General features: G+C 68.5%; 15 protein-coding genes, 2 rRNA genes and 2 pseudogenes. 16 read left to right on the top strand and 3 right to left on the bottom strand.

From position 1 onward, the window contains the following. Nucleotides 1–145 precede the first annotated feature (145 nt). Nucleotides 146–2,071, top strand: coding sequence for a BACON domain-containing protein (locus OG978_RS18245; RefSeq protein WP_326766258.1), 1,926 nt, complete (start codon nucleotides 146–148; stop codon nucleotides 2,069–2,071). 37 nt (nucleotides 2,072–2,108) lie between these two features. Here OG978_RS18245 and OG978_RS18240 read toward each other — a convergent pair whose 3' ends face one another. After that, the gene (locus tag OG978_RS18240) at nucleotides 2,109–2,960 is read right to left on the bottom strand and encodes a hypothetical protein (RefSeq protein WP_326766257.1); all 852 of its coding nucleotides are present in this window, start codon (nucleotides 2,958–2,960) and stop codon (nucleotides 2,109–2,111) included. Nucleotides 2,961–3,000: 40 nt separating this feature from the next. Between OG978_RS18240 and OG978_RS18235 the strand changes: the two genes are divergently transcribed. The 4 genes from OG978_RS18235 to ilvD all read left to right on the top strand — a co-directional run bounded on the left by OG978_RS18235 (nucleotide 3,001) and on the right by ilvD (nucleotide 7,582). Next, a complete protein-coding gene (locus OG978_RS18235) occupies nucleotides 3,001–3,948 on the top strand; it encodes a Ppx/GppA phosphatase family protein (RefSeq protein WP_326766256.1) in 948 nt (315 codons plus the stop codon). 106 nt (nucleotides 3,949–4,054) lie between these two features. Beyond that, entirely contained in the window at nucleotides 4,055–4,882 is an 828-nt protein-coding gene (locus OG978_RS18230) for a sugar phosphate isomerase/epimerase family protein (RefSeq protein ID WP_326766255.1), read from the top strand. After that, entirely contained in the window at nucleotides 4,879–5,586 is a 708-nt protein-coding gene (locus tag OG978_RS18225) for a TetR/AcrR family transcriptional regulator (RefSeq protein WP_326766254.1), read from the top strand. The genes OG978_RS18230 and OG978_RS18225 overlap by 4 nt, the downstream gene beginning before the upstream one ends. A 145-nt stretch (nucleotides 5,587–5,731) precedes the next feature. After that, the gene (gene ilvD / locus OG978_RS18220) at nucleotides 5,732–7,582 is read left to right on the top strand and encodes a dihydroxy-acid dehydratase (RefSeq protein ID WP_326766253.1); all 1,851 of its coding nucleotides are present in this window, start codon (nucleotides 5,732–5,734) and stop codon (nucleotides 7,580–7,582) included. A gap of 55 nt (nucleotides 7,583–7,637) precedes the next feature. On the opposite strand, the gene OG978_RS18215 is transcribed toward ilvD, so the two are convergent. After that, nucleotides 7,638–9,836, bottom strand: coding sequence for a protein kinase domain-containing protein (locus OG978_RS18215; protein WP_326766252.1), 2,199 nt, complete (start codon nucleotides 9,834–9,836; stop codon nucleotides 7,638–7,640). A gap of 132 nt (nucleotides 9,837–9,968) precedes the next feature. Here OG978_RS18215 and OG978_RS18210 point away from each other — a divergent pair, with 132 nt between their 5' ends. From OG978_RS18210 to proC, 6 genes are all read left to right on the top strand, one after another. After that, nucleotides 9,969–10,304, top strand: a complete 336-nt coding sequence (locus OG978_RS18210; protein WP_442817705.1) for an SH3 domain-containing protein — start codon at nucleotides 9,969–9,971, stop codon at nucleotides 10,302–10,304. A 103-nt stretch (nucleotides 10,305–10,407) separates the two neighbouring features. Continuing rightward, a complete protein-coding gene (locus OG978_RS18205) occupies nucleotides 10,408–10,947 on the top strand; it encodes a hypothetical protein (protein WP_326766251.1) in 540 nt (179 codons plus the stop codon). A gap of 64 nt (nucleotides 10,948–11,011) precedes the next feature. After that, nucleotides 11,012–11,797 (top strand): class I SAM-dependent methyltransferase, encoded by a 786-nt coding sequence (locus OG978_RS18200; protein ID WP_326766250.1) that lies wholly within the window; start codon nucleotides 11,012–11,014, stop codon nucleotides 11,795–11,797. A 32-nt stretch (nucleotides 11,798–11,829) separates the two neighbouring features. Next, the gene (locus OG978_RS18195; protein ID WP_326766249.1) at nucleotides 11,830–12,597 is read left to right on the top strand and encodes an ABC transporter ATP-binding protein; all 768 of its coding nucleotides are present in this window, start codon (nucleotides 11,830–11,832) and stop codon (nucleotides 12,595–12,597) included. After that, nucleotides 12,594–13,394 carry an ABC transporter permease gene (locus OG978_RS18190; RefSeq protein ID WP_326766248.1) on the top strand — a complete coding sequence of 267 codons (801 nt, stop codon included), beginning with the start codon at nucleotides 12,594–12,596 and terminating at the stop codon, nucleotides 13,392–13,394. The genes OG978_RS18195 and OG978_RS18190 overlap by 4 nt, the downstream gene beginning before the upstream one ends. A 74-nt stretch (nucleotides 13,395–13,468) precedes the next feature. Continuing rightward, a complete protein-coding gene (gene proC, locus OG978_RS18185; RefSeq protein ID WP_326766247.1) occupies nucleotides 13,469–14,278 on the top strand; it encodes a pyrroline-5-carboxylate reductase in 810 nt (269 codons plus the stop codon). A gap of 1 nt (nucleotide 14,279) precedes the next feature. On the opposite strand, the gene OG978_RS18180 is transcribed toward proC, so the two are convergent. After that, nucleotides 14,280–14,864 carry a cysteine hydrolase family protein gene (locus OG978_RS18180; protein ID WP_326766246.1) on the bottom strand — a complete coding sequence of 195 codons (585 nt, stop codon included), beginning with the start codon at nucleotides 14,862–14,864 and terminating at the stop codon, nucleotides 14,280–14,282. Between the two features lie 50 nt (nucleotides 14,865–14,914). On the opposite strand from OG978_RS18180, the pseudogene OG978_RS18175 reads away from it, so the two are divergent. From OG978_RS18175 to OG978_RS18155, 5 genes and pseudogenes are all read left to right on the top strand, one after another. After that, a pseudogene (locus OG978_RS18175) lies at nucleotides 14,915–15,037 on the top strand (AraC family transcriptional regulator); the annotation flags it as partial. Between the two features lie 272 nt (nucleotides 15,038–15,309). Further along, nucleotides 15,310–16,545, top strand: coding sequence for an IS110 family transposase (locus tag OG978_RS18170; RefSeq protein ID WP_326763311.1), 1,236 nt, complete (start codon nucleotides 15,310–15,312; stop codon nucleotides 16,543–16,545). 191 nt (nucleotides 16,546–16,736) lie between these two features. Next, nucleotides 16,737–17,120, top strand: a pseudogene (locus OG978_RS18165) (helix-turn-helix domain-containing protein); the annotation flags it as partial. 639 nt (nucleotides 17,121–17,759) lie between these two features. Then, a 16S ribosomal RNA gene (locus OG978_RS18160) occupies nucleotides 17,760–19,285 on the top strand. Nucleotides 19,286–19,580: 295 nt separating this feature from the next. After that, nucleotides 19,581–22,706: ribosomal RNA gene (locus OG978_RS18155) — 23S ribosomal RNA — on the top strand. The 16S and 23S rRNA genes sit together here, the layout of an rRNA operon. The last annotated feature ends 35 nt before the right edge of the window (nucleotides 22,707–22,741 follow it).

Here is a 22,741-nt window from a genome sequence, read left to right as displayed (position 1 = left end):
CGGTCGGGTGGTGGCGTTCCGGGGGTGCGGCGCTTCCGGCGAAATAGGGAATTCCTGTCCCCTTTTGAGGGATACGTTCACCCGTAAGGATTAAAAGTGCTGAAGGGGAGCGAAAGGTGTGCCCCGTGCTGCCTACGGTCGCAAGGTGACGAGCAGCGGTCTGGAGCCCCCCACGCACACCACCGGCGCACACCGGGCGCGGCGCAGTGCGCCCCGTGTCTCGACGCACTCTTCGCCGCGTCGGCCGCCTGCCCGGTACGAACCGCATCTCGACGGCCTGTTCACCTACTGCCTCTCCGTGCTCTGCGACCACGACGCCGCCACCGAGGCGCTCGGCGGTGTGCTCGCGATCGCGGAGCGGCAGGACGGCCGGTGCCCGGAGGGCGAGGAGGAACGTAAATCCTGGCTGTATGCGCTGGCCAGATGGATGTGTCTGCGCAAGCTCGCCGAGCAGAAGCAGGGCCATCAGGCGCACCGGCACAAGGCCGGGAAGCAGCCGGGGAGACTCGCCTCGAAGCAGGCGTCCCAGTCGAAGCCCTCGAAGCAGTCGAAGCAGTCGAAACAAGAGATGAAGCGGGCGGGCGGGCCTCCGGGCAAGCAGCCGGTCGGCACGGCCGCCCAGGGGGCGCGCGCCGGACGCCGTACGCCCCCGGTCGTCGCCGCGAAGACCCCCGCCACCGCCGCATTCACGCCGGGCGGCGCCCCCGTCGCCCCCGCCCGCGCCCCCGAGACCGAGGCCGCCGCCGAGGCGCACCGTCGTGAACTCGCCCAGCTGGCCTGGCCCGAGGCCGCAGGCACCACCCCCGAGCAGCGCGAAGCGCTCGAACTCGCCGTACGCCACCGCCTCGCCCCGCGCGCCGTCGCCTCCGTCCTGGGCCTCGACCCGGCGACCGCCCGTGAGCTCCTGGCCGCCGCGGCCTGCGAGGTGGAGCGCACCCGCGCCGCCCTCGCCGTCGTCGAGACCGGCAACTGTCCCACCGTCGCCCGGCTCACCGGCGAGCACCGCGTCCTGCTCTCCGCCGCCCTGCGCCGCGAGCTCGTCCGCCACGTCGACGACTGCCCCCGCTGCCGCAGGGCCGCCGAACGGGCCGGTGCCGAGGGCCCCTGGCCGGGCGCCGCCGTCGCTCCGGCCGCCGCGCTGCCGGTCGTCGAGGCGCCCCGGCCCTCGGCGTACGTCGCGATGGTCCACGCCCAGCGCAACCGCTCCGGCGGCCCGCGCTTCGACCGGGCGGGCTTCCCGATGGACCCGAAGGACCACGCCGCCCGCCGGGACCGGCTGCGGGCCAGGGTCGTGACGACGACGGTGGTGGCGACGGTCGTCGCCGCCCCGGTGATCGCGCTGTGGACGGCCTACCGCGGCGCGCCGCAGACCGGTGAGGGCCACGAGGGCTCGTCGGTCACCGCCACCGAGAGCGATGCCCGGCACGACCTCGACGGCACCGCGGACGGTCACTACGAGAACGCGGGCAATGCCCGCCCCCAGCCCGCCGCCCGCTTCGTGGACGGCCGCGTTCCGGACGTCTCGGCGGAGGTGATCGGCTCGGGTCCGGGCCGGGACGGCGTCGGCGGGCTCACCGTCGAGGCCCGCTCGTCCGGCGGCACGACCCTGATCCGGCTGACCGCGTCGGGCGGAGCGCCCGTCGCCTGGTCGGCCCGCGCTGATGCGTCCTGGGTGCGGCTGAGCCGCTACTCGGGCACGCTCGCTGCGGGCGAGAGCGTCACGATCCACGCCCTCGTGGACCACTGGCGGGAGCCGGCCGGCCCGTGGAGCGCGCGCATCGCCCTCGCCCCGTCGGGTTCGGCAGTGGTGATCCGGGGGAACGGAGCGCCGCCGCCCTCGCCCGGCGGCCCGGGTCACCCGGCCGAACCCTCCGCCACCCCCGGCCCGTCGGAGCCGCCCACGTCCTCGCCGGATCCCAATCCGTCGACCGACCCGACACCCGGGCCGAGCAACCCCACGCCGTCACCGACGGACCCGGGCCCGACCGATCACCCGTCGCCGTCCCCGGACCCGTCGGACACCGCGACCCCCACCGACCCGGGGCCGGGCACGACGACCCGGACGGGCTGAAGCGGGCCGGCGTGACGGCCGGCTCACGCCCCGGCCGTCACGCCGGATCGACCGGATCCGCCGGGTGCGGTGCCATCGGCAGCAGTGAGGAAAGCCGCTCCTCGCACAGTTCGACGAGCCGCTCGTACGCCTCCTTGCCCATCATCTCGGTGAGCTCGGGCCGGTAGGAGACGTACACCGGCTCCCCGGCCCCGTGCGCCGAGGTCGCCGAGGTGCACCACCAGTGCAGATCGTGACCGCCGGGACCCCAGCCCCTGCGGTCGTACTCGCCGATCGACACCTGGAGCACCCGCGTGTCGTCGGGCCGGTCGATCCAGTCGTACGTACGCCGGATCGGCAGCTGCCAGCAGACGTCCGGCTTGGTCTCCAGGGGCTCCTTGCCCTCCCGCAGCGCCAGGATGTGCAGGGAGCAGCCCGCGCCCGCCGCGAATCCCGGCCGGTTCTGGAAGATGCACGAACCCTTCCAGCGCCGCGTCTGGCGTTCCCCGTCTTCGTCGACCTCGACCCAGCCCGTCCCGGTACCGACGTCGTGGAACTGCCACAGATCGGGGGTCAGCCGTTCGACATGGCTCGCCACCCGCTTCTCGTCGTCCTCGTCCGAGAAGTGCGCCCCCAGGGTGCAGCACCCGTCGTCCGCACGGCCCGCCTGGATGCCCTGGCAGCCGCTGCCGAAGATGCAGGTCCACCTAGAGGTCAGCCAGGTCAGGTCGCAGCGGAAGATCTGTTCGTCGTCCGCGGGGTCCGGGAACTCGACCCAGGCGCGTGCGAAGTCGATCCCCGTCTCGTCTTCGGACCGGTTCGGTCCGCTCACTTCCTGTCGCTGCATCTCCTGCTTCGTTTTCTGTTTCTTCGTGTTTTTGCCCGGCTTCGCCTTTTTCGTCTTTGGCACGCGCCAAGGGTAAGTCCGCAGTCCCGGTAGCGTTCCGGGTATGAGACTCGGAGTCCTCGACGTGGGGTCGAACACGGTGCATCTGCTGGTGGTGGACGCGCACCCCGGCGCACGCCCGCTGCCCGCGCACTCGCACAAGGCGGAACTGCGCCTGGCCGAACTTCTCGACGAGGACGGGGCGATCGGCCCCGACGGTGTGGACCGGCTCGTGGCGACGGTCTCCGACGCGCTCCAGGCCGCCGAGGACAAGGGGTGCGAGGACGTGCTGCCGTTCGCCACGTCCGCGGTGCGGGAGGCGAGCAACGCCGATCAGGTGCTGGCCCGGGTGCGCGAGGAGACGGGCGTCGACCTCGTCGTCCTCAGCGGCGCGGAGGAGGCCCGGCTCACCTTCCTCGCCGCGCGCCGCTGGTTCGGCTGGTCGGCCGGGCGGCTGCTGGTCCTGGACATCGGGGGCGGTTCGCTGGAGATCGCGTACGGCATGGACGAGGAGCCGGACGCCGCGGTGTCGCTGCCGCTCGGGGCCGGCCGGCTCACCGCCGGGTGGCTGCCGGGCGATCCGCCGGACCCGGCGGAGGTGAAGGCGCTGCGCCGCCATGTCCGGGCCAGGATCGCCCGCAGCGTCGGGGAGTTCACCCGCCTCGGGCGCCCGGACCATGTCGTGGCCACGTCCAAGACCTTCAAGCAGCTCGCCAGGATCGCGGGCGCCGCACGCTCCACCGACGGCCTGTACGTACAGCGCGGCCTCACCCGCAAGGCGCTGGAGGAGTGGGTGCCGAAGCTGGCGGCGATGACGACCGAACAGCGGGTCGATCTGCCGGGTGTCTCCGAGGGCCGGGCCGCGCAGCTGCTCGCCGGGGCGCTGGTCGCGGAGGGGGCCATGGATCTGTTCGGGGTCGACGAGCTGGAGATCTGCCCCTGGGCGCTGCGCGAAGGTGTCATCCTCCGCCGCCTGGACCACCTGCCGACGGAGCGGGCCGCGCTGGGCTGAGCGCGCCGGGCGGAGCGCCGCCGGCCGGCCGGAAGCCCGCCATGGCCCTGCTCACTTTCCGTCGGGGACCCTCGGCGGGGCGTGCCACTGCCCGTACTCTGTCCCAGTGGCAGAACCAGTGGTGCGCATCCCGGATGCGAAGGTCGCCCTGTCGACGGCTTCCGTCTACCCGGAGTCGACGGCGACGGCCTTCGAGATCGCCGCGCGCCTCGGTTACGACGGTGTCGAGGTCATGGTGTGGACCGACCCCGTCAGCCAGGACATCGAGGCACTGCGGCGGCTCTCGGACTACCACCAGGTGCCGATCCTGGCCGTCCACGCGCCCTGTCTGCTGATCACGCAGCGCGTCTGGTCCACGGATCCGTGGGTGAAGCTCCGGCGGGCCCGTGCCGCCGCGGAGAAGCTCGGGGCGACGACCGTGGTCGTCCATCCGCCGTTCCGTTGGCAGCGCAATTACGCGCGTGACTTCGTCACCGGGATCTGGCGCATGGCGGACGAGACCGATGTGCGGTTCGCCGTCGAGAACATGTACCCCTGGCGCTACCGGGACCGCGAGATGCTCGCGTACGCCCCCGACTGGGACGTCACCAACGACGACTACCGCCACTTCACCGTGGACCTCTCGCACACGGCGACGGCCCGCACCGACGGCATGGCGATGGTCGACCGGATGGGCGACCGGCTCGCCCACATCCATCTCGCCGACGGCAAGGGCTCCAACAAGGACGAGCACCTGGTGCCCGGCCGCGGCGACCAGCCCTGTGCCGAACTCCTGGAGCACCTGGCCCGTACCGGTTTCGACGGCCATGTCGTCATCGAGGTCAACACCCGCCGCGCCATGTCCACCGCCGAACGCGAGGCCGACCTGGCGGAGGCGCTGGCCTTCACCCGGCTCCACCTGGCGTCGTCCCCGACCCGGGCGCCGCGCCCATGACAGGCGACCCCACAGGTCCCACGGGCCCGGACCGCCCCACCGGCCCCGACAGTCCCACGGGCCCGGACCGCCCCACCGGCCCCGACAGCCCCACAGGCCCCACCACCCCCAAGCGTCGCGGTCGCCCCTCCCGTACCGCCGAGACCACCGGTCCCGACGCGCGCACCCGCATCCTGGAGGCGGCCCGCACCGAATTCGCGGAGCGCGGCTACGACAAGACGTCGATCCGGGGCATCGCCAAGGCGGCGGGCGTCGACTCCGCCCTGGTCCACCACTACTTCGGTACGAAGGACGAGGTCTTCGCGGCCGCCATCGAGCTCTCCTTCGAGCCGGCCCTGGTGATCCCGGCCGTCCTCGGCAACGGCACGGACGGCCTGGGGGAGCGGCTGGCCCGCTACTTCATCGCCGTATGGGAGAACCCGGCGTCCAGAGCCCCCCTGCTGGCGATCATGCGGTCCGCGCTGACGCACGAGGCGGCGGCGAAGGTCCTGCGGGGCTTCGTCCTGCGCCGGCTCCTGGAACGCGTCGCGGAGGCACTCGACGTACCGGATGCCACCTTCCGCGCGGAACTGGCGGCTTCGCACATGCTCGGGATCGCGATGCTCCGCTATGTGATCCGGGCGGAACCGCTGGCTTCGGCGGATCCGGAGCAGATCATCGAGATGGTCGCACCGACGCTGCAGCGCTACCTCACGGAATCCTGAGGCCCCTGAGACCTCACGGCACGGCACTCCACCGACCCGCCCACCCACCGAGCGCTTCATCCCGCATTTCGGACACTGTGTCCAGATCTTGGAGCCGGAGGCGTACGCTCGGAGACAGTCTTCAACGTCGAAGGAGCGAGAGACGATGCCCCAGCTGAGGTCCCGCACTGTCACCCACGGCCGCAACATGGCGGGCGCCCGCGCCCTTATGCGGGCCTCGGGCGTAGCGAGCGAGGACATCGGCAAGCCGATCATCGCGGTCGCCAACTCCTTCACCGAGTTCGTCCCCGGCCACACGCACCTGGCCCCGGTCGGCCGGATCGTCTCCGACGCCATCAAGGCCGCGGGCGCCGTGCCCCGCGAGTTCAACACCATCGCCGTCGACGACGGCATCGCGATGGGCCACGGCGGGATGCTCTACAGCCTCCCCTCCCGCGACCTGATCGCCGACAGCGTCGAGTACATGGCCGAGGCCCACTGCGCCGACGCCCTGATCTGCATCTCCAACTGCGACAAGATCACCCCGGGCATGCTGATGGCCGCGATGCGCCTCAACATCCCGACCGTCTTCGTCTCCGGCGGCCCGATGGAGGCCGGCAAGGCCACCCTCGTCGACGGCACGGTCCGCAAGCTCGACCTGGTCAACGCGATCAGCGACGCGGTCGACGAGAGCATCTCCGACGAGGACATCCTCCGCATCGAGGAGAACGCCTGCCCCACCTGCGGCAGCTGTTCCGGCATGTTCACCGCCAACTCGATGAACTGCCTGACCGAGGCGCTCGGCCTCTCCCTCCCCGGCAACGGCACGGTCCTCGCCACGCACACCGCCCGCAAGGCGCTGTACGAGGAGGCCGGCCGCACGATCGTCGAGATCACCAAGCGCTACTACGAGCAGGACGACGAGACGGTCCTGCCCCGCTCCATCGGCACCCGCGCCGCGTTCGACAACGCCATGGCGCTCGACATCGCGATGGGCGGCTCCACCAACACGATCCTGCACCTGCTGGCCGCCGCCCAGGAGGCCGAGCTCGCCTACGACCTCGGCGACATCGACGCGGTCTCGCGCCGCGTCCCCTGCCTGTCGAAGGTCGCGCCCAACGTCGCCCCCGGCGGCACGTACTACATGGAGGACGTCCACCGGGCCGGCGGCATCCCCGCCATCCTCGGTGAGCTGCACCGCGGCGGCCTGCTCGACGAGGACGTGCACTCGGTCCACTCCGCCACCCTCGCCGAGTGGCTGAAGAACTGGGACGTCCGCGGCGGTTCCCCGTCCCCCGAAGCCGTCGAGCTGTGGCACGCGGCCCCCGGCTGCGTCCGTTCCGCGACCGCCTTCTCGCAGTCCGAGCGCTGGGACACCCTCGACGTGGACGCGGCCGGCGGCTGCATCCGCGACCTGGAGCACGCGTACTCCAAGGACGGCGGCCTCGCGGTCCTCAAGGGGAACCTCGCCGTGGACGGCTGTGTCGTGAAGACGGCGGGCGTCGACGAGTCGATCTGGACCTTCGAGGGACCGGCGGTCGTCTGCGAGTCGCAGGAGGCGGCCGTCGACAAGATCCTCCGCAAGGAGATCAAGGAGGGCGACGTCGTCGTCATCCGTTACGAGGGCCCGCGCGGCGGCCCCGGCATGCAGGAGATGCTCTACCCGACCTCCTTCCTCAAGGGCCGCGGCCTGGGCAAGAGCTGCGCCCTGGTGACCGACGGCCGCTTCTCCGGCGGTACGTCGGGCCTGTCCATCGGCCACGCGTCGCCGGAGGCCGCGTCGGGCGGCACGATCGCGCTGGTCGAGGACGGCGACCGGATCAGGATCGACATCCCGAACCGTTCGATCGAGCTCCTCGTCGCCGAGCCCGAGCTGGCCGCCCGCCGCGAGGCGCTGAACGGCGTCTACGCGCCGAAGGACCGCGAGCGCAAGGTCTCGGCGGCGCTGCGCGCGTACGCGGCGATGGCGACGAGCGCGGACCGGGGCGCGGTGCGAGACGTGTCCAAGCTGGGCTGAGACGTGTCCGAGCCGGGCTGATCAGTCCGCTGACCGACGAGGACCCCGCCCGCTCTCACCAGCGAGCGGGGTCCTGTCCGTCCACGGCGAACACGGACCCGTCGGGCGCGGTCCCGAAGACGGTCCGGCCGGCGGCGACAGGGGCGGGCAGCGCCGAGGAGTACGTGAGCCTCCCGTTCCGCAGCCGTGGGCTCGTCTGACCCAGCAGTTTTCCGTGCTCGGTGTCCACGGCCATCAGCCGCCCGTCCGCCGCCGAGAAGTACAGCCGGTTCCCGGTGGCGAGAACGGGCGCGGAGGTCCGCCCGGCACCGGTCTCCGGCTGCCAGCGCATCGTCTTGCCGCCCTCGGCCGGGCGGGTGTCGACGGCGACCAGAGTCCCGCCGTGCGCCAGCAGATAGGCGGTGTCCCCGCCCAGCACGATCTCCGGCTCGTTCATCCGGAACGGCAGTGCCATCCGTACGACGTTCCGCTCCTCCGGTTCGTAGCGGACGAGCCCGACGGTCTGGGCGTCCCCGTTCATGGCCGTCATGACGAGCGCACCGTCCGAGGTCCCCACCGGAGTCAGCATCCCGTCCAGCCGCCGCTGCCACGCCGTGCGCCCCGTCGTGGCGTGGACGGCCGTGACCAGCGTGGTGGACCCGTAGGCGGAGTGCTCGAACGCGTAGGTCAGCCCGGTGCCGGCGTCGTACAGCGCGTAGTCCGGGCGCTGGTGCCCGGCGAGCGCGTGCCGCCAGAGGGACACACCGGTCGCGGAGTCGAGCGCCTCGGTCGTGCCGTCCTCGGCGACCAGCAGGAGCGCGTCACCCGCGTCGAAGGGGGTGCCCACGTACGGGGAGAGATCCGCGTCCCAGACCTGTTCGCCCCTGGCGGGGTCGTACGCCCGGAGCTTCCCGCCCGGCACCGCCGTATGCACCAGACCGCCGGAGACCGACACCACGCCGACCGACGGGGTGTCCTCCGCGGCGCGACGGGACCACAGCACCCGGCCGTCAGCGGGGTCCAGCCGGGTGACACCGATGCCGCTCGCCGCGCAGTACAACGCCGCGGGCGGGTCGGACGCCTCCTCCCCGGAGCGGCCCGCCGGGGTACAGACCGGCGTCGCCTTGCCGGCGGTCCGCAACGACGTCCGCCACGGGGCGAACTCCTCCGCCGAGCCCTTCGCCCCGCCCGACTCGCCGGAGCCGCCCGAGCCGCCGAGGTCGAACCCCGCACCGGCGGCCCACATCCCGCAGGCCCCCATGACCAGCAGCGCCGCGGTGGCCGCCAGCCACCGCCGCTTGCCGCCACCGTCCGGGGCCGCTTTCCTGCCCCGCGCCGCGGCGCCCGCGCCCACATGCGTGTCCGCGTCGGCTCGCGCCGAGGATTCCGGGACGGGTGCCGCAGTGGTGACCGGCCGCCGCTGCGACGGTATGAACGCGGCGGCCTCGTACGAGGGCGGGCGCAGCGTCGTCATGATCTCGTCGGGGGTGGGCCGCCCGGCGGGGTCCTTCGTCAGGCACTGCCCGATCAGCGGAGCCAGGTCCGCCGGCACCCCCGCCAGATCGGCCTCGTCGTGCACCACCTGGTAGGCCACGATGTACGGGCTGTCCGAGTCGAAGGGCCCCCGGCCGGTCGCCGCGTGGACGAGCACGGCCCCCAGGGCGAACACATCGGCGGCGGGCCCGACTTCACGCGGCCGCTGGAACTGCTCGGGCGCCATGTACGGCGGCGAGCCGATCAACTTGCCCGTCTCGGTGCGCAGATCGCTGTCGTACGGCCGGGAGATCCCGAAGTCGATGACCTTGGGCCCGGAGTCGGCGAGCAGCACATTGCTCGGCTTGAGATCGCGGTGGATCACACCGGCCCGATGGATGTCGCGCAGCGCCTCGGCGAGCCCCGCCGTCAGCCTGCGCAGTTCGGCGGGGGCCATCGGCCCGTTCCGCTTCACCTGGTCGGCGAGCGTGGGGCCGGGCACGTACAGGGTGGCCATCCACGGCCGTACGGCATCCGGATCGGCGTCGACGACCGGTGCCGTGAAGGCGCCGCTGACCCGCCGGGCCGCCCCGACCTCCTGCCGGAAACGTGCCCTGAACTCGGGGTCCGCCGCGTACTGGTGGTGCACCACCTTGACGGCGAGCTGCAGCCCGGAGGCGGAGCGCGCCAGGTGCACGACTCCCATGCCGCCCGCGCCGAGACGTGCCTCAAGGCGGTACTGCCCGGCGTACTCCGGATGCTCCGCTTCCGGATTGGCTCCGGTACCTCGCAGCGGCGGCATCGCCCACCCCCGTGTGTTCGTCCGCAAGCGCGACGCACGGAGCCTAGTCGATGGTGCGTGCGATACGGATGGGGCTTGTAGCCTGCGCGTCGTACACGTCGTACACACCATCTCTCAACGGGGGAGGGCCTCATGGCCATGGATGAGCACACCGAGGGCACGACCGACGTCACGACCGAAGCCACCGAGGACATGGAGACGCTCGCCGGGTCCGACGACGTCACCAGGTACCCGATCGCGCCCGGCTACCGCGTCAACGTCCGCACGGGTCCGGGCACCAAGTACGGGATCGTCAGGACCCTTCCGTACGGGATGAAGGTGCCGGTCTACTGCCAGAAGCCGGGGGAGCGGGTCACCGGCCCGTACGGCACCTCGAACCTCTGGGACAACATCGCCAACGGCCAGTTCGTGGCGGACGCCTACGTCGACACGGGCAGCGACGGCTACATCGCACCGCGCTGCGACTGACGGGAACGGCGGCCGGGATCGCGACCGGCGTGGTGACGGGAACGGCGACCGGGATCGCGACCGGCGCGTCCGGGACCGCGACCGCCCGGGGATAATCGACTTCGTGAGCGAGAACAGCGAAGCCCCCGGCCCCGGCGCCACGCCCGGCTCCACCACGCCCGGCCCGCAGCCCGAGCCCCTGCGCTTCTTCGGTACGACCTGGGTCGACCACAGCGGGGGCTACGGGCTGCGACGCGCCGGGGCCGCGGTCGGCTCCCTGGTCGCCGCGGTCGCCGCCTGCTTCGTGCTCCGCTTCGCCTACCAGGGGCTGCAGATCGCCGACGTCGGCAGTTTCGTCGGCATCCTGGTCGTCCTGATGTTCGCCATCTGCAGCGCCATCGCCTTCCGCAAGACCTGGGAAGGGTTCAGCCGCCGCCCCGCCGACCCGGCGCGCGAGGCCAATCTGCGCGGTCTCAAGACCATCGGCTTCGTCGGCTCGCTGATCGCGTACTTCCTCCGTACGTTCCGGGAGGCCCCGGGCGAGCAACTGCACCGCACGGAGTACGAGACGGCCCTGGCCCGCTACGAGAAGCGCCGCTCGGCCCGCACCGGAAACCCGGCGGCCCGCAGGACCGGCAAGGGCAAGCGCCCCAAGCGCAAGTAGGACGGCCCCGGGCGGAAGCCACGCGTACACCGGCGCGGGCCCGGCGCACGCGCCACGATGAACCATGCTTCCCGCCGATCCCGACGCATCCGCCACCCCGCCGCGCGCGCTCTCCTTCGACCGCGCGGCCGCCCAGTACGCCGCAGCCCGCCCCGGCTACCCGCCCGCGCTCTTCGACGCCGTCGAGGAACTGGCCCACCGCCCCCTGCACGGCGCCCGCACCGTCGACATCGGCGCCGGCACGGGCATCTCCACCCGCCTCCTCCACGAGCGCGGCGCCCGGGTCATCGCCGTGGAACCGGGCGCCGGCATGGCGGCGGAACTCCACCGCTCGCTCCCGCACCTGCCCGTCGTGCGCGGCGACGGCAACCACCTCCCCCTCGCCACCGCATCGGCCGACCTGATCACGTACGCCCAGTCCTGGCACTGGACGGACCCCGCTCTCGCCGGCCCCGAGGCGCTGCGCGTCCTCCGCCCCGGCGGCGCACTCGCCCTCTGGTGGAATGTCGCCGACCACTCCGTCCCCTGGATCGCCGGGCAGGACGCCCGGCTCCGCCGCTTCTTCGGCGCCGACGACTCCGCCCACGGCTCGCCCGTCCGCTCCCGCGACCTGCCGTCCGGGCTCGACTTCGCGTACCGCCGCGTGTCCTGGACCCGACGGGTGTCCGTCGACACCCACCTCGCCAACCTCGGCAGCCACTCCGCCTTCCTCGTCCTCGGCGAGGAACCCGCGCGGCGCTTCCTCGCCGAGGAACGCGACCGGCTCGCGGAACTCTTCCCGGACGGCACGGTCGAGGAGAGCTACACGGTCGACCTGGACGTGGCGGTGAGCCCCGGCCCGGCCTCTTGACGGGCGGACACCCCGGGATCAATATTCATCACATGATGAATTCTCGGGGTGCCGCCGTCGAGGCCCATGGCCTCACGGTCGTACGAGGCGACCGCACCGTCCTGCGCGGCCTCGACTTCACCGTCGAACCCGGCAGGATCACCGGCCTTCTCGGCCCCTCCGGCTGCGGCAAATCCACCCTGATGCGTGCCGTCGTGGGCACCCAGGCCAAGGTCACCGGCACCCTCGACGTGCTCGGCAGCCCCGCGGGCCACCCCACCCTCCGGCCGCGCATCGGATACGTCACCCAGGACCCGTCCGTCTACACCGACCTGACCGTCAGGCAGAACCTCGACTACTTCGCGGCGATCCTCCAGCCCGGCCGCCGACAGCGGGGCGCCCGCCGCACCGCCGTCGCCCGCGCCATCACCGAGGTCGACCTGACCAGCCACGCCGACGCCCTCGCCGGCACCCTCTCCGGCGGCCAGCTCGCCCGCGCCTCCCTCGCCGTGGCCCTGCTCGGCACCCCGGAACTCCTGGTCCTCGACGAACCCACCGTGGGCCTGGACCCCGTCCTCCGCCGCGACCTGTGGAACCTCTTCCACCGCCTCGCCGCCGACCACGGCACCACGCTCCTCGTCTCCTCCCACGTCATGGACGAGGCCGAGCGCTGCCACCGCCTGCTCCTCATGCGCGAGGGCGAGATCCTCGCCGACGGCACCCCCGAGGCCCTGCGCGCCGCCGCCCGCGCGGACACCGTTGAAGAGGCGTTCCTCCACCTGGTCGACCAGGCCGCCACCCGTCAGGAGCCCGCCCGATGAGCACGACGCCCGCCACGAAGCCCACCCCGACACCGTCCCCGGCGACCGGCACCCCGCGCCTGAGCCCGGCCCGCGTCCTCGCCACCGCCGCCCGGGTCCTGCGTCAGCTGAGCCACGACGCCCGCACCGTCGCACTGCTGCTCCTGATCCCGGTCGTGATGATCACGCTGCTCCGGTACGTGTTCGACGGCAGCCCCCGCACCTTCGACGCCATCGGCGCCTCGCTCCTCGGCATCTTCCCGCTGATCACGATGTTCCTGGTGACCTCGATCGCCACCCTGCGCGAACGCACCTCGGGCACCCTCGAACGCCTCCTCGCGATGCCGCTCGGCAAGGGCGACCTGATCGCCGGCTACGCCCTCGCGTTCGGCGCCGTGGCGATCGTCCAGTCCCTCCTGGCCACCGCGGTCTCGGTCTGGGCACTGGGCCTGGACGTCACCGGCTCCCCGTGGCTGCTGCTCCTGGTCGCCCTGCTCGACGCCCTGCTCGGCACGGCACTGGGCCTGTTCGTCTCCGCCTTCGCCGCATCCGAGTTCCAGGCCGTCCAGTTCATGCCCGCCGTGATCTTCCCGCAGCTCCTGCTCTGCGGACTGTTCATCGCCCGCGACCGGATGGCCCCCGTCCTCGAAGCGATCTCGAACGTCCTGCCCATGTCGTACGCCGTCGACGGCATGAACGAGGTCCTGAGCCACACCGACATCACCGGCGACTTCGTCCGCGGCATCCTGATAGTGGCGGGCTGCGCCCTCCTCGTCCTGGCCCTAGGCGCCGCCACTCTCCGCCGCCGCACCGCCTGACGGGCCGGTGCGAGGATGGCGCTAACGAGCACCGAGCACCGAGAACCGTCAGCACAGCCCGGAGGGTGAACCACATGACCCAGACAGTCGCAGTCCTCGGCACCGGCAAGATCGGCGAGGCCCTGCTCAGCGGCATGATCCGGGCGGGCTGGCGCCCGGCGAACCTGCTGGTCACCACCCGCCGCTCCGAACGCGCCGAGGAACTCCACAACCGCTACGGCGTCGACTCCGTCACCAACGCCGAGGCCGCCAAGCGCGCCGACATTCTCATCCTCGCGGTCAAGCCCCAGGACATGGGCCGGCTCCTCGACGAGCTCGCCGGGCACATCACCCCCGACCGCCTGGTCATCAGCGCGGCCGCGGGCATCACGACCGCCTTCATCGAGGGCCGCCTCGCCGCGAACACCCCGGTCGTACGCGTCATGCCGAACACCCCCGTCCTCGTCGACGAGGGCATGTCCGTCATCTCGGCCGGCAGCCACGCCACCACCGACCACCTCGCCGCCGCGGAGGCGATCTTCGGCGGCGTCGGCAAGACCCTCCGCGTCCCCGAGTCCCAGCAGGACGCGGCAACCGCCCTGTCCGGATCGGGCCCCGCGTACTTCTACTTCCTCGTCGAGGCAATGACCGACGCCGGCATTCTGCTCGGCCTGCCCCGCGCCCAGGCCCACGACCTGATCGTCCAGGCCGCCATCGGCGCCGCGGTGATGCTCCGCGACAGCGGTGAACACCCCGTCAAGCTGCGCGAAGCCGTCACCAGCCCGGCCGGCACCACCATCAGCGCCATCCGCGAGCTGGAGAACCACGGCGTACGGGCTGCCCTCATCGCCGCCCTCGAAGCCGCCCGCGACCGCAGCCGCGAACTCGCCTCCGGCAACGGCTGACCTACTCCGCGGCGGCGATCAGCTCCGCACTGCGCACCACCTTCGCGAACCCACCGCCGTGCAACGACACGGCGGTGGCCCGCGCCAGCTCGTCCGCGCTCTGCGTCCACCCCCACGGCCCGGTCAGGTCGAAGGTGTGCGTCGCATCGAGCGCGAAGAACACCTCGTACCCGAGGTTCCCGCCCATCCGCGCCGTCGTCTCCGCGCACATATTGGTCTGGATCCCGGCCACCACGAACTGCCGGATCCCGCTCCGGTCCAGCCATTCCGCGAGATCGGGCGTCCCGTAGAAGGCGGAGTTCACGCTCTTCGTCAGCAACAGCTCGGGCCCACTGCCCTTCCCGCGCCGCTCCTCCACATACCCCTTGAAGTCGTTCCCCGGCTGCCCCACCCGCAACGGCGAATCCGGCTTGGGCGAGTCATGCCGTACGAACACCACGGGCCGACCGCTCGCCTGCCAGGCGTCGATCAGTCCGGCGATGTTCCGATCCGCCCCGGGATTGTTCCGCGGCCCCCAGTACGCCTCCTCCTCGAAGCCTGCCTGCACGTCCACCACGATCAGCGCTGCGTTCTCTGCGATCTCCATGTGAACGATCCTGCCGTCCGGCGACCCCATGGCCCAGAGGTCAGAAAGCCATCGACCTCTGCCTCCACCTCGTACGCACGACTTACGGAGCCGAGACCGCGGCGACGATCGCCCGCTCGATGGTCACGGCCCCGTTCCGCACCGGCACCCAGGCCCAGTTCATCGAGCACCCCGTTACCTTTTCTGTGGCCCCGAAATGGGGCGCCTGGCCCCCGGGTCCGGTATGGCTGTGTGCCCCCTGTCGAAGTCGATGACCTGGGGGGTGTTGCCGCCGGGCTTCGGGGCACCGCTTGACCGCTGATGAGGGGCCTGACGACTGCCTGGTCCGGTGCAACGCCGGACCTCTTCACGGGCGGGATGTCTGCGTAACGTGGTTGCCGGCGTGTGGTGCCGCAGGGACGGCCGGGACGGATGCGAAAGGCACGACCGAAGAGGGGCATCGCGCATGGCCGACACCGTCATCGATATCTCCGGCATAGGTCTGTTCCTCGGCCTGGACCTGGGCAAGGAGTTCCACCACGCCCGCGGCCTGACCGGGCAGGGCAAGACCGTCCACGACAAGAAGCTGCCCAACACCGAGGCCCGCCTGCGGGAGTTGTTCGACAAGCTCAGGGCCAAGTTCGGCACCGTCCTGGTGATCGTGGACCAGGTCGCCAACATCGGCGCGCTGCCACTGACCGTGGCCCGCGCGACCGGCTGCCGGGTCGCTTACCTGCCGGGACTCTCGATGCGCCGGGCCGCCGACCTCTACCCGGGCGAAGCCAAGACCGACGCCCGCGACGCCTTCGTCATCGCCGACACCGCCCGGACCATGCCGCACACCCTGCGCGCGGTGGACCGCGACGACGAGAAGCTGGCCGAGCTGACCATGCTCACCGGCTACGACAACGACCTGGCCGGCGAGGTCAACCGCACCTCCAACCGGCTGCGCGGCCTGCTCTCCCAGATCCATCCCACCCTGGAGCGGGTGGTCGGCCCCCGGCTGGGCTACCCCTACATCCTGGCCCTCCTTGAACGGCACGGCTCCCCGGCCAGGCTGAAGAAACTGGGCCACGCCCGCTGCGAGGCCCTGCTCAAGGCGCACGGCTCGCGCAAGGCCCACCACCTCACCGCGGAGATCTTCGACGCGCTTGCCGAGCAGACCGTCATCGTGCCCGGCACCGAGGCCAGCGCGCTGATCGTGCCCGGACTTGCCGCCCAGCTCGCCGCCGCCCACACCCAGCGCCGCCAGGCCGAGCAGGAGATCGCCGCCCTGCTGGAGGCCCTCCCTCTTTTCCACCTCCTGACCTCCATGCCCGGCATGGGCGTCAGGACCACCGCCGCCGTGATCGTCGCCATCGGCGACGGCACCACCTTCCCCACCGCAGGACACCTCGCCTCCTACGCCGGACTCGCCCCCGCCACCAAGTCCTCGGGCACCTCCATCCGTGGCGAGCACGCACCCCACCGCGGCAACCGACTCCTCAAACGCGCCCTCTTCCAGGCCGCGTTCGCCGCGATCGGCTGCAAATCCGACCGCTCCTCCCGCACCTACTACGACCGTCAACGCGCACGCGGCAAGACCCACACCCAAGCGATCCTCCGCCTGGCCCGCCAACGTGTGAACGTCATCCACGCAATGATCCGCACCGGGGCCCTCTACGAACCACGAACCCCCGGCGACATCGGCCTCGCGGCCTGACAGCACCACCGCCCCTCCCTTCCTGACCCCATCACGCGCGCACCGGCACGGCCACCCCCGCCGTGCCGGCCACCGGGCTGCCCATCAGGCACCCGATCCGCCGGGAACGTCCCGCTTCGCGGGACGTTCCCAAAAACCAGCACCAACTCCCACGAACCGACCCTGACAGGGTTGACGAAACAGATAGGGGCACCCCCCCCGCCGACCGCGACGCCGACACCCTTGCCGCGGTACGCGCCTTCGCCCTGGCCCATCTGGCCGAACCCCACACGGTCGCCGACCTCGCCGCCCATGCCGGAATGTCCCCCCGCTCCTTCGCCCGCCACTTCCAGGCCACCACCGGTACGACCCCGCTGCGCTGGCTGATCACCCAACGCATCGCCGCAGCCCAGAAGCTCCTGGAACGCACCGACCTCCCCCTCCCGGAGGTCGCCCGCCGCACGGGCTTCGGCAGCGAGATCACCATGCGCCAGCACTTCGCCACCCACCTGTCCACCAGCCCCCGCGACTACCGCCTGGCCTCCCACCAGGACCCGGGCCCGCCGGAGGTTGACACGGCCTGGCCAGATCCGTAGTGTGCTCCGAGTTGTCCGACGTGAGCGCCGACTCCGGTCGGTCCCCGGACAACCATTCCGCAGTAACCGCATCGAGTCGGCGACGTCTGTCGCAGGACTTTCTGCGCGCATTTGCGAAATGAGGAATCCGCGCTCGAAGGAGCGCGACCCCGATTAGCGTCGAGGCCCAGGATTCCGCTAAAGTCTCACTCGTCGGAACGGCCCAACAGCCGGGAAGGCAAACCCCGCTGACTGGGAATCAGGCCCGAAAGGATCTGATAGAGTCGGACTCGCCGGAAAGGGAAACGCGAAAGCGAAGAACTGGAAAGCGAAGCAAAGCCCCGTTTCGACCGGGAATCGGACACGAAAGAGTCTGATAGAGTCGGAAACGCAAGATCGAAGGGAAAAGCCCGGAGGAAAGCCCGAGAGGGTGAGTACAAAGGAAGCGTCCGTTCCTTGAGAACTCAACAGCGTGCCAAAAGTCAACGCCAGATATGTTGATACCCCGGCCTGCTTCGGCAGGTTGGAGGTTCCTTTGAAAGTCCTACGAGGTCACTGACCCGGTAGGCAATTTACACAGCGAGGACGCTGTGAACGACCGGTCTTATTCCGTCCGGTCGTTCCGCTCTCGTGTTGTGTTGTCCCGATCACGGGAAAACATTCACGGAGAGTTTGATCCTGGCTCAGGACGAACGCTGGCGGCGTGCTTAACACATGCAAGTCGAACGATGAAGCCCTTCGGGGTGGATTAGTGGCGAACGGGTGAGTAACACGTGGGCAATCTGCCCTTCACTCTGGGACAAGCCCTGGAAACGGGGTCTAATACCGGATAACACTCTGTCCCGCATGGGACGGGGTTGAAAGCTCCGGCGGTGAAGGATGAGCCCGCGGCCTATCAGCTTGTTGGTGGGGTGATGGCCTACCAAGGCGACGACGGGTAGCCGGCCTGAGAGGGCGACCGGCCACACTGGGACTGAGACACGGCCCAGACTCCTACGGGAGGCAGCAGTGGGGAATATTGCACAATGGGCGAAAGCCTGATGCAGCGACGCCGCGTGAGGGATGACGGCCTTCGGGTTGTAAACCTCTTTCAGCAGGGAAGAAGCGAGAGTGACGGTACCTGCAGAAGAAGCGCCGGCTAACTACGTGCCAGCAGCCGCGGTAATACGTAGGGCGCAAGCGTTGTCCGGAATTATTGGGCGTAAAGAGCTCGTAGGCGGCTTGTTGCGTCGGTTGTGAAAGCCCGGGGCTTAACCCCGGGTCTGCAGTCGATACGGGCAGGCTAGAGTGTGGTAGGGGAGATCGGAATTCCTGGTGTAGCGGTGAAATGCGCAGATATCAGGAGGAACACCGGTGGCGAAGGCGGATCTCTGGGCCATTACTGACGCTGAGGAGCGAAAGCGTGGGGAGCGAACAGGATTAGATACCCTGGTAGTCCACGCCGTAAACGTTGGGAACTAGGTGTTGGCGACATTCCACGTCGTCGGTGCCGCAGCTAACGCATTAAGTTCCCCGCCTGGGGAGTACGGCCGCAAGGCTAAAACTCAAAGGAATTGACGGGGGCCCGCACAAGCAGCGGAGCATGTGGCTTAATTCGACGCAACGCGAAGAACCTTACCAAGGCTTGACATACACCGGAAAGCATCAGAGATGGTGCCCCCCTTGTGGTCGGTGTACAGGTGGTGCATGGCTGTCGTCAGCTCGTGTCGTGAGATGTTGGGTTAAGTCCCGCAACGAGCGCAACCCTTGTTCTGTGTTGCCAGCATGCCCTTCGGGGTGATGGGGACTCACAGGAGACTGCCGGGGTCAACTCGGAGGAAGGTGGGGACGACGTCAAGTCATCATGCCCCTTATGTCTTGGGCTGCACACGTGCTACAATGGCCGGTACAATGAGCTGCGATGCCGCGAGGCGGAGCGAATCTCAAAAAGCCGGTCTCAGTTCGGATTGGGGTCTGCAACTCGACCCCATGAAGTCGGAGTTGCTAGTAATCGCAGATCAGCATTGCTGCGGTGAATACGTTCCCGGGCCTTGTACACACCGCCCGTCACGTCACGAAAGTCGGTAACACCCGAAGCCGGTGGCCCAACCCCTTGTGGGAGGGAGCTGTCGAAGGTGGGACTGGCGATTGGGACGAAGTCGTAACAAGGTAGCCGTACCGGAAGGTGCGGCTGGATCACCTCCTTTCTAAGGAGCATCTAGATTCCGCAAGGAATCCAGTGCCACTACGTCGGCAAATGTCCGACGGTGGTTGCTCATGGGTGGAACGTTGACTATTCGGCACGACAGGTTGTTTTTCACTAGTACTGCTTCGGCGTGGAACGTGGGGGACGGCAGGTCGGGTCGGGCACGTTGTTGGGTATCTGAGGGTACGGCCGTATGGTCGCCTTCAGTTGCCGGCCCCAGTGAACCTGTTCTTCGGAGCGGGGTGATGGGTGGCTGGTCGTTGTTTGAGAACTGCACAGTGGACGCGAGCATCTGTGGCCAAGTTTTTAAGGGCGCACGGTGGATGCCTTGGCACCAGGAACCGATGAAGGACGTGGGAGGCCACGATAGGCCCCGGGGAGCTGTCAACCGAGCTTTGATCCGGGGGTGTCCGAATGGGGAAACCCGGCAGTCGTCATGGGCTGTCACCCGCTGCTGAACACATAGGCAGTGTGGAGGGAACGAGGGGAAGTGAAACATCTCAGTACCCTCAGGAAGAGAAAACAACCGTGATTCCGGGAGTAGTGGCGAGCGAAACTGGATGAGGCCAAACCGTATGCGTGTGATACCCGGCAGGGGTTGCGCATGCGGGGTTGTGGGATCTCTCTTTCACGGTCTGCCGGCCGTGAGACGAGTCAGAAACCGTTGATGTAGGCGAAGGACATGCGAAAGGTCCGGCGTAGAGGGTAAGACCCCCGTAGCTGAAACATTGACGGCTCGTTTGAGAGACACCCAAGTAGCACGGGGCCCGAGAAATCCCGTGTGAATCTGGCGGGACCACCCGCTAAGCCTAAATATTCCCTGGTGACCGATAGCGGATAGTACCGTGAGGGAATGGTGAAAAGTACCGCGGGAGCGGAGTGAAATAGTACCTGAAACCGTGTGCCTACAAGCCGTGGGAGCGTCGCTGTATGTGCTTGCACATGCAGTCGTGACTGCGTGCCTTTTGAAGAATGAGCCTGCGAGTTTGCGGTGTGTTGCGAGGTTAACCCGTGTGGGGAAGCCGTAGCGAAAGCGAGTCCGAACAGGGCGTTTCAGTAGCACGCTCAAGACCCGAAGCGGAGTGATCTAGCCATGGGCAGGTTGAAGCGGAGGTAAGACTTCGTGGAGGACCGAACCCACCAGGGTTGAAAACCTGGGGGATGACCTGTGGTTAGGGGTGAAAGGCCAATCAAACTCCGTGATAGCTGGTTCTCCCCGAAATGCATTTAGGTGCAGCGTCGTGTGTTTCTTGCCGGAGGTAGAGCACTGGATAGGCGATGGGCCCTACCGGGTTACTGACCTTAGCCAAACTCCGAATGCCGGTAAGTGAGAGCACGGCAGTGAGACTGTGGGGGATAAGCTCCATGGTCGAGAGGGAAACAGCCCAGAGCATCGACTAAGGCCCCTAAGCGTACGCTAAGTGGGAAAGGATGTGGAGTCGCAGAGACAACCAGGAGGTTGGCTTAGAAGCAGCCACCCTTGAAAGAGTGCGTAATAGCTCACTGGTCAAGTGATTCCGCGCCGACAATGTAGCGGGGCTCAAGCGTACCGCCGAAGTCGTGTCATTCGTACATGTATCCCCAACGGGAGTACGGATGGGTAGGGGAGCGTCGTGTGCCGGGTGAAGCAGCCGCGGAAGCGAGTTGTGGACGGTTCACGAGTGAGAATGCAGGCATGAGTAGCGATACACACGTGAGAAACGTGTGCGCCGATTGACTAAGGGTTCCTGGGTCAAGCTGATCTGCCCAGGGTAAGTCGGGACCTAAGGCGAGGCCGACAGGCGTAGTCGATGGACAACCGGTTGATATTCCGGTACCCGCTTTGAAACGCCCAGTACTGAGCCCATTAATGCTAAGTCCGTGAAGCCGGCCCGATCTCTTCGGAGTTGAGGGTAGTGGTGGAGCCGATGAACCAAGGTGGTAGTAGGTAAGCGATGGGGTGACGCAGGAAGGTAGTCCAGCCCGGGCGGTGGTTGTCCCGGGGTAAGGGTGCAGGACGCACGGTAGGTAAATCCGTCGTGCACATAGTCTGAGACCTGATGCCGAGCCGATTGTGGTGAAGTGGATGATCCTATGCTGTCGAGAAAAGCCTCTAGCGAGTTTCATGGCGGCCCGTACCCTAAACCGACTCAGGTGGTCAGGTAGAGAATACCGAGGCGTTCGGGTGAACTATGGTTAAGGAACTCGGCAAAATGCCCCCGTAACTTCGGGAGAAGGGGGGCCATCACTGGTGAGGAGACTTGCTCTCCGAGCTGGGGGTGGCCGCAGAGACCAGCGAGAAGCGACTGTTTACTAAAAACACAGGTCCGTGCGAAGCCGTAAGGCGATGTATACGGACTGACGCCTGCCCGGTGCTGGAACGTTAAGGGGACCGGTTAGCTGACTTTCGGGTCGGCGAAGCTGAGAACTTAAGCGCCAGTAAACGGCGGTGGTAACTATAACCATCCTAAGGTAGCGAAATTCCTTGTCGGGTAAGTTCCGACCTGCACGAATGGCGTAACGACTTCTCGACTGTCTCAACCATAGGCCCGGTGAAATTGCACTACGAGTAAAGATGCTCGTTTCGCGCAGCAGGACGGAAAGACCCCGGGACCTTTACTACAGTTTGATATTGGTGTTCGGTTCGGCTTGTGTAGGATAGGTGGGAGACTTTGAAGCGGCCACGCCAGTGGTTGTGGAGTCGTCGTTGAAATACCACTCTGGTCGTGCTGGATGTCTAACCTGGGTCCGTGATCCGGATCAGGGACAGTGTCTGATGGGTAGTTTAACTGGGGCGGTTGCCTCCTAAAGAGTAACGGAGGCGCCCAAAGGTTCCCTCAGCCTGGTTGGCAATCAGGTGTTGAGTGTAAGTGCACAAGGGAGCTTGACTGTGAGACCGACGGGTCGAGCAGGGACGAAAGTCGGGACTAGTGATCCGGCAGTGGCTTGTGGAAGCGCTGTCGCTCAACGGATAAAAGGTACCCCGGGGATAACAGGCTGATCTTCCCCAAGAGTCCATATCGACGGGATGGTTTGGCACCTCGATGTCGGCTCGTCGCATCCTGGGGCTGGAGTCGGTCCCAAGGGTTGGGCTGTTCGCCCATTAAAGCGGTACGCGAGCTGGGTTTAGAACGTCGTGAGACAGTTCGGTCCCTATCCGCTGCGCGCGTAGGAATATTGAGAAGGGCTGTCCCTAGTACGAGAGGACCGGGACGGACGAACCTCTGGTGTGCCAGTTGTTCTGCCAAGGGCATGGCTGGTTGGCTACGTTCGGAAAGGATAACCGCTGAAAGCATCTAAGCGGGAAGCCTGCTTCGAGATGAGTATTCCCACCCCCTTCGAGGGGTTAAGGCTCCCAGTAGACGACTGGGTTGATAGGCCAGATGTGGAAGCCCGGTAACGGGTGGAGCTGACTGGTACTAATAGGCCGAGGGCTTGTCCTCAGTTGCTCGCGTCCACTGTGTTAGTTCTGAAATAA

This window comes from Streptomyces sp. NBC_01591 (assembly GCF_035918155.1).
Lineage (GTDB): Bacteria > Actinomycetota > Actinomycetes > Streptomycetales > Streptomycetaceae > Streptomyces.
This window is presented reverse-complemented; position numbering and strand designations above follow the sequence as displayed.

Excerpts from the sequence above, each read along its gene's own strand:
- OG978_RS18235 (WP_326766256.1), top strand. The coding sequence starts at position 3,001 with ATGAGACTCGGAGTCCTCGACGTGGGGTCGAACACGGTGCATCTGCTG.
- OG978_RS18225 (WP_326766254.1), top strand. The coding sequence starts at position 4,879 with ATGACAGGCGACCCCACAGGTCCCACGGGCCCGGACCGCCCCACCGGC.
- ilvD (WP_326766253.1), top strand. The coding sequence starts at position 5,732 with ATGCCCCAGCTGAGGTCCCGCACTGTCACCCACGGCCGCAACATGGCG.
- OG978_RS18215 (WP_326766252.1), bottom strand. The coding sequence starts at position 9,836 with ATGCCGCCGCTGCGAGGTACCGGAGCCAATCCGGAAGCGGAGCATCCG.
- OG978_RS18210 (WP_442817705.1), top strand. The coding sequence starts at position 9,969 with ATGGCCATGGATGAGCACACCGAGGGCACGACCGACGTCACGACCGAA.
- OG978_RS18200 (WP_326766250.1), top strand. The coding sequence starts at position 11,012 with ATGCTTCCCGCCGATCCCGACGCATCCGCCACCCCGCCGCGCGCGCTC.
- OG978_RS18195 (WP_326766249.1), top strand. The coding sequence starts at position 11,830 with ATGATGAATTCTCGGGGTGCCGCCGTCGAGGCCCATGGCCTCACGGTC.
- OG978_RS18190 (WP_326766248.1), top strand. The coding sequence starts at position 12,594 with ATGAGCACGACGCCCGCCACGAAGCCCACCCCGACACCGTCCCCGGCG.
- proC (WP_326766247.1), top strand. The coding sequence starts at position 13,469 with ATGACCCAGACAGTCGCAGTCCTCGGCACCGGCAAGATCGGCGAGGCC.
- OG978_RS18180 (WP_326766246.1), bottom strand. The coding sequence starts at position 14,864 with ATGGAGATCGCAGAGAACGCAGCGCTGATCGTGGTGGACGTGCAGGCA.
- OG978_RS18170 (WP_326763311.1), top strand. The coding sequence starts at position 15,310 with ATGGCCGACACCGTCATCGATATCTCCGGCATAGGTCTGTTCCTCGGC.